Here is an 11,709-nt window from a genome sequence, read left to right on the forward strand (position 1 = left end):
ACCTGGACCGTGGTCTCGTCGCCATGGATGAGGGGCTGCGATCTGAGCCGCAGCTTCAGCACGTCATAGATGCGGGCGAGATGCTTTTCGCTCGAGCCGATCACCCAGTGACCCAGAGCGCCACGGCTGACAGGAACGCCCGCGCGCTCGAAGGCCTGCGCCAGGCGGTAGAGCGGTGTGCCGTCGACGTATTTGTGAACGAGCGCGAAGGCCAGCGTCGAGGCCGTGGCGATGCTGCCCGGCAAGGGTTGCGCGGGCATCGGCGCGGTCACGACCGGCGTGTTGATGCCGGTACGGTCGCAATGACGGCAAGCATATTTGAACCGCACATTCTGCAGGACCTTCGCCTTCACCTCGATATGAAGTTGCTCGGTAACGGCCTCGCCCATGCGATGCATCTGGTGACGGCAGCAAGGACAAGCCTTCTGATCGTCGGGAAGGTCATACTCGACGCGCTCGCGCGGCAGGTTTTCCGGCAAGGCCTTGCGGCCGCGCTTCTTTCCCGTCGCCCCTTCGCTCGCCGGCAAGCCCGTGTCCGGCAGGACAACGACGCCGCCATCTTCGTTGTCGGCGGCGTCCTCATCCGCGGCCTGTTCGGCTTCATTGAAGAGGCGGTCAATGTGCTTTTCACTGCGCGGCGCAAAACGATGCAGTCGTGCAAGCGCCAGCTCTTCCTCGAGTTTGACGACGCGTTCGGTGAGTTGACGGTTCTGCGCCTGCAGCGCAGCAATACGCGCCATCAACGCTTCAACAGTCGGTTCGCCGGGTCGATTCATCAGATTCTTGAATCGAAAGCATGCCGCCGCGTCAACCGCTCAATTCGAGAGCCCTCAACCCGCAACCTGATATTGCCGCACCGGATGGCGGACCATCGCATCGATGTCGATGCCGTCGAGGATCCAGTGCAATTGCTCGGTCGTAAGCGTGACCACCGCTGCCTCCCGGCGCGGCCACCGGAACTTGTCCTCGGTCAGCCGCTTCAGGACCAGCACAAAGCCCGACCGATCGAAGAACAGGAGCTTCATCCGGTCGCGACGGCGATTGCAGAACGCAAAAACCGCCGGAGCAAACGGATCGAGCGCCATCGTCTCTTGGACCAGAACCGCAAGGCTGTTGATGCCGGCCCGAAAGTCGATCGGCTCGCGGTGCAGGTAGACTTTCAGGTCAGCGCCCAGTCTGAACATGACCCAAGTGCTCCGATGGTCGCCGTCAACGCATCCACATCACCGCATTCCAGCGTCAACGTCACGCCGTTCGGCAGCGACGCGCTCACCTTGGCTGGAGAGGAAAAAGGCGCTGTCCTTTTCGATGCCGACCTACGTGCCCCATCGCAAGTCCCCAGCAAATCCACCGCAGCCATGCTGCTCTGTCGCAGCAAGGCCCGATCGGAAGTGCTTTCAATCTGAACCGGAATGAACGCCGATGGTGGGGGCTGTGGGAGGGACTGGGTCTCCGCCCGCTTCTTTATCCACTTCCGAAGAAGGTTCGCATTGACCCCATGTTCGAGCGCAAGCCTCGATACCGACACGCCAGGCTCAAGACAGGCCGAGACAAGACGGTCCTTCGATGCCGGGTCGTATCGGCGTCGCCCGTCCCGACCGACAAGCCTCACCCGCAGTTTCTGCTCATCTTCTTCCATCACAAGGTGTCCACCTATTTTGGTGGACACCTCATGCATCAGAGCACTCAACAGCAAAAGGTGCGGGGAAATTCGCGCTTACTGTTCTGCGCATTGACGACATGAGCCGTGATCATGGCGCGATCCCCCGACCGTTCTCGGAGGGATAGTTGCAGCCGTCCTAAAGTACGTCACCTGTCCGATCGGACAGTTGACGTACTTTAGGGATGTATCAAACGTCGCCGCACCGCCTCAACAACAGCTTGCGTTGTGGTGCCGACGCCAAACGCTTCCCGAGCCCTTGTTGCGTGCCATTTGACGGTGCGCTCGGTGAGGCCAAGTATCTGGGATGTTTCCGAAGAGGTCTTGCCGGCTGCAGCCCACAAAAGCACCTCCCTTTCCCGATCGGTCAGAAGACCTTCGTCGCCTTCACCGTCATTCGACAAAGCCTGGATCGACATGCCGGCGTAAACGGCCATCGTCACCAGTTGCACTTGATGGCGCGGCGAGAGCGTGCAGGACTTCGCGGAAGACGCAAACGACAGCACGGACTGCCAATGGTGAACGCTCAGCATCGGCACGGCGAAACCACTCCAAATGCCGAACTCCGTCGCTTCGCCCGCAACACGTCGCGAACCTTCTGTGCCGGACCATTTTGCCGGGACGTCGGCCCAAAGAAACGGCTTAAGCGTTTTTGCTGAATAAATGCAAACGCCGTCAACAGCCGCATGCTCGGCTTCAATATAGCGTTCGAACCAGCCCGCCGGCCAGCCATTCAGTTCCACCATCGGCGCAAGCTTCTGCCCGCCAAGGGGGACGCCGCTCAGTATAAGATGTTCGAAGCCGAGATTTCGTACGGTCTCGAGCAGATCGGCCAGCAGCGGTCCCGTTGCGGTGTGCTTCCTGCAGCGTTCGACAAAGTCGAACACGTCTGAATCGATCATGCCAGAGACCCTCCGCCTCTATGCCACGATGGGAGTGTAACCTAATTTAGAAGCGCGGAATATTCTATTAAGACCTGCACCGTTTTGCCAGCGACCAAGAGCACTGAATGCGTCAGCTGATGAAATTGGTGTGACTGCAGTGGTGGGCGAGTAGCTTGGATGGTTCGCACATTCATTCCTAAGCACGCTTCAGCGCAGGTGCATGGCAACGACATTGCCTTTGCCCTGGATATCACCGATGGCTTCGAGGCTGGCGCCACAAATCGCCGGCAATGGCTATGTTTGCGACCGTCTGCACGAAAAGATCGCGGAAACGCAGGGTCATCATCCCGCCGAAGCGAAGCCCGCAAGATCCAACATCCCCAGCGACGCCCACCTCCGCAAGGAGCGAAACATCATCGGACGCTTCTTCAACAAGCTCAAGCAGTTCCGCTGCGCCAATACACGCCACGACAAGCTGCCGGTCAACGATGTGCTGATGTAAGGGGCTATCCTTTTGGCAGCAGGGCTATCTACTCGTGATCTGCTGCCTTCGCCCGTGCCTCTGTTCTGTCGAGTGTGTCAGGTACAAGCCGTTCCGAGAAACCGGCGAGGAATGACCAGACAAGGAGTTTCGCAAGATCGACAGTCGGACCCAGGATTGTCAAGCCGCTTGGATCCATCAATTTGCTATGCGTGCTGGATGGGGAAATACCAGTCTCAGATGCTTGCCAGACAATCTGCTCTCCAACTGAGATGTTTGTTAGGTCTGGAAACGCAGAACCACCGATAATGCCACTTCGCAGGAGAAAATAGAAAACGAATGCGCCTATCATGCCGTACAGCAGACGCACATACAGCATCCGAGGCTGGTACTCAGTCATGACGTCCTCAAACCCGAATGTCCGAACGTTCATCTGGAACCTCATCACTCTACTGAAATAGGCGCCGAGGATTCCAAACGCAGAAACCATCCCGAGACCGAAAAGCGGGTTAGAGGAGAATAGCTTGTATCCTTTTGCGACATCGCCCGGCACCATACTGGATCCGTCAAATTTTAACGAGAAGATGAGGAAGTACAGAAGGAAAGGCAATATTGAAATCCCCATCACGCACACCCCGAAAAAGAAAAGGCGTGAAGCTGTCTCGCTGCGCAACCTTCTGCTAAACCGCTGATTGATAAACCATCTCTGTAGATCGTCGAGTAGTGCTATGTACGCGGCGCGTTTGCGCCGCATGGCGGCATCGCTTTCATCCGGTGTATCAAATAATTTGGCGTTGTTCTCGTGCGCCGCTAGGTTTGTTAACCTGCGCGCTCTACCCAATTCTATGAGTATCAGGAATTCAGTAGTAAGTTGCGGCTCAAAAAGCATCAAGCCGATCGCCTGCTCTGCGGCGTTTAGCTCGTGCCATTCCTCAGCCCCTGACTTCCACACCAAAGATTTAGGGAAAAGGCTGTCTATCGCTGCCACGCTCGCGGGGTCAGTCACATTTGGTCGAGTGGCCTCCCAGATCGTCTTAAGCGACAGCCATTCGTGGGCGAGGACCTCGTTCTTCTCGTCGGGCGGTCCAGCCCGAAGCATGTATCCTAGGCTGCGCAAAGGTTGAAAGCTCGTTGACATCCGAATACCCCTTGTGACGAACACTCTTGGGTGACCCTGCTGCGCGCACCTTGCCGTTACCTGTGCTCTGATTTTCTTCAGCTGGCGATCGGGGGCCGTCGCAACACGGAAAATCAAATCCTAGCGTGCGGCAATTCGGTGATCAGTTGGCTACAATCCGCGCCCACCCGCTAAACCGAAATGTCAAAATAGAGATCCGTGCACGCGATACCCTCAATTGGCTCTGCTGGCGCTTCGTCGGCACGCACGACACCTACCTTTGCTGAGGCTTTCAGCGCCTGCAGTAGCGCGGGAAGCGGCATGTTGCCCCAGTTTTTATCTAGCGCCATCTGATGGTTGACCGGGATTGCCGCGACTCGCAGGTTCTTCATCAGATCGAGGCCTTTCTCACGCAGTGTAGCGTTGTGGCTGCCGTGATGCCCAACCTTATAAAAAATTGTGCGCGCCAGCAGATCGGGGCCTGCTATCCGTTTCTCGTCCACCGTCCAGAAGAGGTCCTGCCACGAAAGCCAATTGCCCACCTGAGCGTCCGCGACAAACAAAAGCACGTCGCCATCGGCAACGAACTCGATAGCCAGCACCAAGCTTGTGTTGTTCGTGGCGCTGTCGAGTGCCAGCGCCAGTTCCGAGGCGCCATCGAGCCAGGCTGTGTCGATCATGCGCCATGCAGGCGCATCCTCGTTGGGCCCCCAATAGCGCCGGCGAAAGAAATCCATGCCCCTGGCATTGGCAAACGGGATGGGGCGCAGCCCGTCGAAAGGCGAATTGCCGTCTTCGGCGGAGAGCGCGCTCGCCACGTCAGCGGCCGGTAGATGCGCAGAAACGCCATAAGTCTCAGGGTTTTTGGTTGACGGCAGGGTGCGACGGATCTGCTTGGCATCGGGCGGCGGACCAAGGATATATAGCCGGACGTCAGGATCAGAAAGATGAACCGGATCGTCAGTTGGGCGGCAATAGCGCACATCGGCCTTCGCCATAGCTATTTTCAGGGCATCTTCGGTCGATTGGCATCCCGCAGCCCCAAAAAATCCCACTAGTGCATCGATCTCGGCCGCCCCTTCCGAATCTCCCGCCATGGTCATGGTCGATCCGCACAGTCTGAGGGCGCTGATGGCCTTCTTGCGCTCATCCCGGAGTTCGTTGGCGAGGACATCATTCGGATCTTCTGTCCATCCCACCCAGACCTTATCCACCTTGAGCTTGGCAAAAGAGTCCGCGGCCTGGATGAAGCCCGACAGATGGTCCCAGTGCTGGTGTGTCGCCACTAGCAGATCAATGTGGGAATCGGTCTCCTCAATCACATTGTCCATCACTTGCGTCATGATCTCGCCAGCCTTTTTGGTGCCGAGTATCACCCCGCAATCGATGAGAATCCGGTAGGGGTCGCCATGCTGCCTCGGGAGCGTAACCAGGAAACAGTCTCCGAGACCCTGCCGGTACATGCGAATTTTGGCCCGTGCAGCGGTCAGCAATCCGGCTGGATCGGCCCCCTTGGGTGCGGCGGCACTGAGCTTGGTGGTCGATTTCCGTGCCATGTCGCGCTCCTAGCTCATGCCGTGAAGCAAGGCGAACGGCTCCCTGCCCGCCGGTGACCCGCCGAAATAACAAGCTCGTAGATTCTCGTTCATGCGGCTGCGATAATCGCGTTGTGCTGCGATCCGGCCGGCGCCCATGAGTTTCTTGGTGACGATGTAGCGAACGGCACTGGACTTGAGGTCAATAAGAAGCGTGCAGCCTCCGCGATAGCTGGAGCCATCGGGAATGGCTGGGCGCCAGGTCTGGGTGATTTCGACGACGAGATCGGTCTGGCTCTGTCCGTCGGGCCCGACACGGCGCGCTGGTCGCACCGAATGCACCTCGATGCCGCCGATGATGCCGTCAATCGACGTGCCGTCGAGAAGCGGGATTGGCTTGGGGCCGGTCTCGCGAACGAAACCAAGAGCCGTCAATTGTTCATCCGTGACTTGCCGGTGTGAAACAAGCCAACCGTGAAAGATCGCGGCGTTATGCTGCGACGCTTCGTAGGCTTTCTCGCGGTCACAGTCGAGATTCCAGGTGAGTTCCATCTTGCCGAGCACGCTCGCAAGATTGTCAAGGCCCAGAACTGGCGGGTCCCATACCAGGTTGGCGGGGGATAAATGGCGAACGCCAGGTGGCAAGATCCCCCGATCTCGGAAAGCTGCTGCGAAGGCCGTGCGGTATCCGCGCGGGTCGTCGGGTACCAGGTCGCGGTCGGCGGTTATGAGCGCCCTCAGGTAATCGCCGAAAGTGATGTCTACCGGCGGGCAATAATCGAGCGCCCGGATACACATAGCTAAAACCTGCCCGGCAACCTTGCTGGCCTCATCGGCCATGCGGTCGGCAAGATCGACCGGAATTTCGCCAGGCGGCAGGATACCGGTGCCACTGGTGGCGAGGCGAATTAGGTCGGCTGTGCGTCCCCGATAGATGGAGAGAAAAGCGGCAAAAATTGCTGAAACCAGCACCGAACCGAGCGCGTGTGGTTCCTTGCGTGGATCATAGTCGCTGCGCATGACCTTGGCGGGATTCCATTTGCCGTGCTTATCAGTTCTGCCAATTGCATCGCGCAGCGCCCCATAATTGCCATTCATGGCCTGGCCGAACTCTACAGCGAGCTGACTCAGCAGACTTTCCTGCGACAGGTCGCCAGCGGTCTTTCGAATTTGATGCTTCAGGGCCTCCGGCAGGTTGAAATGCTGGAACAGCGCGACGATGTCGGCGAACGCCTCATGAAAGGCCAGGACATCCGGATTGGTCGGCTCGCGAAACCGCCGGTGCAGACCATCGAGCAGGGCGTGAGTGGTTTCGTGTGCGATAACATCATGCGACAGTGCTGCGAAGTAGACTCCGTGTGGCAAGCCAAGACCGGCGCTGTCGCCCGCCGCGGTAAAATAGCCAAGCAGCAGCGCCTTACGATCTGGACTATAGAATGCGTTCGCGGCGCGGATGGCATGCGGGTAAATCCGTAGTCGCTGGATATAGCTGTCCTTCATGCCCCTTATTTCGCCCGGTTGCGGCGCCCATAGGGCAGATCGACCCAGCGCCCGCTCGAAACGCTCGATGGTCCGCATGGCGACTGCGTACGTCATCTGCTGGTGAAATTGTGGATCGCCCTCGGAGGGCGTCAGCCCGTCCTGCATCAAAAGGTAAGGGTGGTTGAGGTCAACCGGCGCATACGCGCAGCGGCTCGCCGGATCGACATCGACCACTTCGATATATTCGCCCACCGGCCCCGGCAGCAGGTCTTTCTCCCATCGTACATCGATTACTGCGCGATTGATCGCTGCGGTGCCCATATCGGTGGCGAGCGACGGATCGACGGCAAAGACTTGCAACCGACGGCGATTTGGCGGCCGGACCACGGGCGCCATCGCCGTATCGAGCCGTTTCCTCGCGATCGCATCGCCGGGCGGCGTCGGGGACGTGACTGGAGCAACTAGGGATACCGGTACTGACGTCCTGCCGCCATTCTTCAATGCCGTGCAAAGTGCCCTGGAGACACCCGGCTGCGCCATCAACGCGTCGGCAATGTTCAACTTGTCCCTCGGCGTCAGCGAACGCGGATCCACGGCGGGATCAGGGAGTAGGACCTCGACAGCGGCGGACTGCGAGAGTTGAAGAGCCTCGAGCTCCAGCATCCGGCGGCCCTGTGGGGGCACGGCGCCGAAATCGCCGCCGCTGAGAACGTCCAAGAACGGAAAATTCGCACTGTCGGGCGGCGCCTTGATTAGGTCGGCAGGCCTCGGCGGCGCGATGCTCAATGCCGCAAGGGCCTTGAGTTCGCCGCGGCCTAGCCGCGCGGCATCCGGGCTGCCGGCAGCGGAACGAAATAAAGCCTGCCGCACCGCTTCTGCACGCATCCAATCTTGGCCATAGGCCGCCAGTTTGGCTGCATTCAACTGTATCCAGAGGGCAGCAGCCGCAGCAATTTGCGGCGTGGCCGAAGAGGTGCCGTTCCCATCGAAATCGATGATTTCCGGACAGCCACGTCGGGCCCAGGTGGTATTTGGTGTGCAGGCGGCTAGGGCCGTTCCCATTTTGGAGGGCGGTCCGTAATTGCCAGCCATCAGATTTAGCGCCAGATCGGCATAGGCCCGGTGGTCCGCCATCACCCCGCAGGCGGCGACGACGCGGCCAAAGCGAGCCGGATAGACAATGTTGCGCGTCGGCAAGTTGGCGTAGTTGTTGCCGGCCGCGGTGACGACAAATACGCCTTGCTCATACAGGGCATTGACCGCCTCGGCCCAAGCTTGGGAAGCGAGCCCACCCATGCTCATCGTGATGACATGGATGAAGGTAGCGGGATTGGCCGAAAGGCCGTGCACGTAGTCCAAGGCTTGTGCGATGGCACTGTTGTAGAATAGCAGCACACTGTTGGCGACGCGGATCGGCACCACCTCAACGTCCGGTGCGCCGCCGAGGGCAGAGAACGCACCGAATGCCTTGCCCGCGAGTAAGCCAAGAGTGCCGGTGCCGTGTCCTGGATTCGCGAGGCCCCCGCTGGTGCCACGATCGGTCGCATCATTGCGCAGGTCTGAGTCGACGAAGTTGTGTTGGAGGGCAAGGTTCATATGTGCGGGGAGCGAATGATGGTCAGGGTCGTAGCCTGTATCGAGGTGGGCGACGCGTACCCGGCCGGCAGCTGCCGGACCCACTTTCGCGAAGGCGTCATCGAACTGCGAAAACGCCCGCTTCCGCAACCAATAGCTGTCGACATTAGTCGGGTAGGACGTGTCCTGCTTGGTCGCGTTGCCGCAGCCTCCAGCTAGCGCGAGCCCCATTGCCTTTTCGTCCCCGGCTAGCCAACGCTGCTGCAAATCCGGTTCAGCGAACTCAATGCCGCCAGCCAGACCGAACTCATCCGAAAACAATTTATGGCAGGCGTCCCACGGATTGTCGCTGCTATCGTCCGAAGACAGAACATGCCATGCGACTCCTGCGGCCATTCCTTGGCCGGTTTGAGATCCAATATTGCGAAATAGGGGTACAGCCTGATATTTCCGCTGCGCACGAGTCAGTGTCTGTCCGGCAATCGTGGAGTTCGCCTTAACCAACAGTCGCAGCATTGCCAGCTCCATCCTTTCGGGATGTCCTCAATCGCGATCCACAAATTGGGTACGGTCCAGACAGCGGCCGAATTGCAGTTGTTAGACTTCGCTCCTACCTCCACACGACGAAGTCCTTCCCCGCGTAGTTCCGGACTCGCTCCTGCGCTATTCGAATTCCCTTGGGCAGTAGAATAAACCGCGGCACGGAGGCGCCGCGCCGCGACCGTCGTCACCTAACCGCGGAAGGTATCGCTCAGACCGCGTGTCAGTTTATTTTGTACTCTCGCTGCCGCTTCGCCCTTAGTCACGGCACCATCCTTGTTGCTATCGAGACCGTTGTTCTGCTGGTACTGGACCGTCGGCACCCTGAACATCACAAAAGCTTCGGCCTTGCCGACGGCTGCCGGCCAGAGGATCGCCATGTACACGTCGGATAGCGTCTTGAGCCTGCCTCTTTGCGGCTTAAAATACTGCGCGACCGACTTCGGTCATCGCTGCAAGTTTGCCGGTAGTTGTGCCCAAGCCCTTTGCCGTGCTTGGCATGAATTGGATCAACCCTGTTGCGCCGCTCACTTTATTGACAGTGTTCGAGCGAAAGCGTTCGCCTGTCTCGAAGGCCATACACGCCATCAAAAAGCTCGCGTCACAGCCCAGCTCATCACAGATCGTGATCACCTTGTCCTTAAATGCGGCGCTGACTTTCTTTCCGAAAGCTATCTCGGTCATGTTCTCTCCTCCCCGTTTCGGCCATCTCAACAAAGGGCAGCTGCGTGCCTCTCCGCACCAGAAGTGAGTGATTGATCCCGAGGATCTTGCGGACGCTCGCAAGTGCCGCCTCATTCACTTCAATATACGCGACGATGTACCACTCGCCGTTTTGCTCCCTTGCCATACCCATCGGCTCGGCCCGCCATTTGAGCGCACCATGATGCGGCATGAAGTAGGTTTCCTGGATGCCGCCCACAGCGCTGACGCCTTCGTCGAGAGCGTATTCCATCACCGCGCAGCAGAGCTGTGTCAGCGTGCCCCGCAGCCCGGCCGAACGTTTGTCTGGAACAACGAAAGTACGTGTCCACTCGGCCCAGTCAGGGCGCCTCGGGACCCCTAAATTCTCGCACATGTGAGGGAAGACTTCCGATACCATATGCGGTTCGCTGGTCGGGATCAGCCGCGCCGACGTCACCACCCGGTTGTCCTCGATACCCAGGAGATACGTCGCAGCATCGGTATCGAACTGGTCTAGTTCGCGAGCATCTGGGCTTGGCGGCCGCCACCGCTTCTGGTGCACAAAAAAATCGTGCCGACGGCGCAGAAATTCGTCGAACTCATTTTCATAGAGATGTTTGTTCTGCGCATTGACGACATGAGCCGTGATCATGGCGCGATCCCCCGACCGTTCTCGGAGGGATAGTTGCAGCCGTCCTAAAGTACGTCACCTGTCCGATCGGACAGTTGACGCGTTTAGGGATGTATCAAACGTCGCCGCACCGCCTCAACAACACCTTGCGTTGTGGTGCCGACGCCAAATGCTTTGCCAGCGACAAAGAGAATTTCGCGGAGTTCATTGCCGAAACTTCGCTTTGGCAGCGGCAGGGTACGCATCCGGTGAAGACCGCAGACGTGCGCATCCGGCGGCCAGGAGAACCTGAGCACCGGAGTGCTGGGGTCAAGCTTTCTTTGGGGAGACGCGACGATATTCTTCGAGGAGGAGTTTGACCTCCTCGATCCCTTCATCGGTGAAGGCCAAGATCCCGTCGTCATCGTTGGCGCCGTAGACCCAGATGACGCCGTCCTCGGGCTCGAGACCGAGGGTCAGGTCCTGGATGAGCGCTTCGCTGACGCCGAGGTCCCTGGCGACACGATCGACGGTGTAGACGTGATGCACCTTATTGCGCTGCATGATCAGGCCGCCGCTGGTTGGGTCCGCAATTTTGCGGATCTCCAATTCCACGGCAGCAAATCATCGATCCGATGGGCCGGATAGGCGGGCAGTCGGGCGAGGACGTCGGCGAGCCAGGCCTGAGGGTCGACGTCATTCAACTTGGCGCTGACGATCAGGCTGTAGAGAACGGCAGCGCGCTGTCCGCCGCGATCGGAACCGCAGAACAGCCAGGACTTTCTGCCGAGAGCCATCTCGGGGTCATTCTGCCCATGTTGGGCAGGAGGTCGAGGTCCATTACCGTTGGCACCCGTATTTCGGACATCGGCTTCGCTGCGAGAACAGCGAAGAGCGCGCCAACGGCCGGATCATTCATCTCGTCGTCGCGCCCGGGCATGTCATTACCGCTCCGGCCTGGATGATCGATCCCGTGGCTTGCGCGGCGATGGACCTGGGCTCCCCGCGCGTATCGCTTGCCGCGCTGCTTGAGCTTCGCAAGCTCTTGATCGAACGCCGTTTCCGGCGAGGCTGTCCGGATGGTTTCACCATCGCGGAGGCGCAACATGAGAACCCTGCCACCACCGACACGATCTCTCGT

Annotated in this window: 12 protein-coding genes and 2 pseudogenes; 2 read left to right on the plus strand and 12 right to left on the minus strand. The window is 59.1% G+C overall.

What is annotated here, in order from left to right:
- The 4 genes from NKH28_RS33270 to NKH28_RS33285 form a co-directional block, all read right to left on the minus strand.
- The coding region (locus NKH28_RS33270; protein ID WP_352981357.1) for an IS66 family transposase at positions 1-776 on the minus strand (776 nt) is incomplete at its 3' end.
- Positions 777-830: 54 nt separating this feature from the next.
- Positions 831-1,184, minus strand: coding sequence for an IS66 family insertion sequence element accessory protein TnpB (gene tnpB, locus NKH28_RS33275; RefSeq protein WP_014761846.1), 354 nt, complete (start codon positions 1,182-1,184; stop codon positions 831-833).
- A complete protein-coding gene (gene tnpA, locus NKH28_RS33280) occupies positions 1,160-1,639 on the minus strand; it encodes an IS66-like element accessory protein TnpA (protein ID WP_502906697.1) in 480 nt (159 codons plus the stop codon). The genes tnpB and tnpA overlap by 25 nt, the downstream gene beginning before the upstream one ends.
- A 200-nt stretch (positions 1,640-1,839) precedes the next feature.
- Positions 1,840-2,562, minus strand: coding sequence for a LuxR family transcriptional regulator (locus tag NKH28_RS33285; protein WP_352981358.1), 723 nt, complete (start codon positions 2,560-2,562; stop codon positions 1,840-1,842).
- 238 nt (positions 2,563-2,800) lie between these two features.
- Between NKH28_RS33285 and NKH28_RS33290 the strand changes: the two genes are divergently transcribed.
- Positions 2,801-3,046, plus strand: coding sequence for a hypothetical protein (locus NKH28_RS33290; protein WP_352981359.1), 246 nt, complete (start codon positions 2,801-2,803; stop codon positions 3,044-3,046).
- Between the two features lie 28 nt (positions 3,047-3,074).
- On the opposite strand, the gene NKH28_RS33295 is transcribed toward NKH28_RS33290, so the two are convergent.
- The 8 genes and pseudogenes from NKH28_RS33295 to NKH28_RS33330 all read right to left on the minus strand — a co-directional run.
- Positions 3,075-4,163 (minus strand): hypothetical protein, encoded by a 1,089-nt coding sequence (locus NKH28_RS33295; protein ID WP_352981360.1) that lies wholly within the window; start codon positions 4,161-4,163, stop codon positions 3,075-3,077.
- Positions 4,164-4,333: 170 nt separating this feature from the next.
- A complete protein-coding gene (locus NKH28_RS33300) occupies positions 4,334-5,698 on the minus strand; it encodes a ComEC/Rec2 family competence protein (protein WP_352981361.1) in 1,365 nt (454 codons plus the stop codon).
- 9 nt (positions 5,699-5,707) lie between these two features.
- On the minus strand, positions 5,708-9,250 hold the full coding sequence (locus tag NKH28_RS33305; RefSeq protein WP_352981362.1) for a S8 family serine peptidase: 3,543 nt from the start codon (positions 9,248-9,250) through the stop codon (positions 5,708-5,710).
- A 215-nt stretch (positions 9,251-9,465) separates the two neighbouring features.
- A complete protein-coding gene (locus NKH28_RS33310; protein WP_352981363.1) occupies positions 9,466-9,654 on the minus strand; it encodes a hypothetical protein in 189 nt (62 codons plus the stop codon).
- Between the two features lie 40 nt (positions 9,655-9,694).
- The gene (locus NKH28_RS33315; protein WP_352981364.1) at positions 9,695-9,958 is read right to left on the minus strand and encodes a lysozyme family protein; all 264 of its coding nucleotides are present in this window, start codon (positions 9,956-9,958) and stop codon (positions 9,695-9,697) included.
- Positions 9,915-10,610 carry an acyl-homoserine-lactone synthase gene (locus NKH28_RS33320; RefSeq protein ID WP_352981365.1) on the minus strand — a complete coding sequence of 232 codons (696 nt, stop codon included), beginning with the start codon at positions 10,608-10,610 and terminating at the stop codon, positions 9,915-9,917. The genes NKH28_RS33315 and NKH28_RS33320 overlap by 44 nt, the downstream gene beginning before the upstream one ends.
- A gap of 288 nt (positions 10,611-10,898) precedes the next feature.
- Entirely contained in the window at positions 10,899-11,183 is a 285-nt protein-coding gene (locus NKH28_RS33325; protein WP_502906698.1) for a hypothetical protein, read from the minus strand.
- Positions 11,135-11,365 (minus strand): annotated as a pseudogene (locus tag NKH28_RS33330) (transposase domain-containing protein); the annotation flags it as partial. The pseudogene NKH28_RS33330 and the gene NKH28_RS33325, both read right to left, overlap by 49 nt.
- A gap of 164 nt (positions 11,366-11,529) precedes the next feature.
- Here NKH28_RS33330 and NKH28_RS33335 point away from each other — a divergent pair.
- A pseudogene (locus NKH28_RS33335) lies at positions 11,530-11,709 on the plus strand (hypothetical protein); the annotation flags it as partial.

This window comes from Mesorhizobium sp. M1227 (genome assembly GCF_040318315.1).
Taxonomy (GTDB): Bacteria; Pseudomonadota; Alphaproteobacteria; order Rhizobiales; family Rhizobiaceae; genus Mesorhizobium.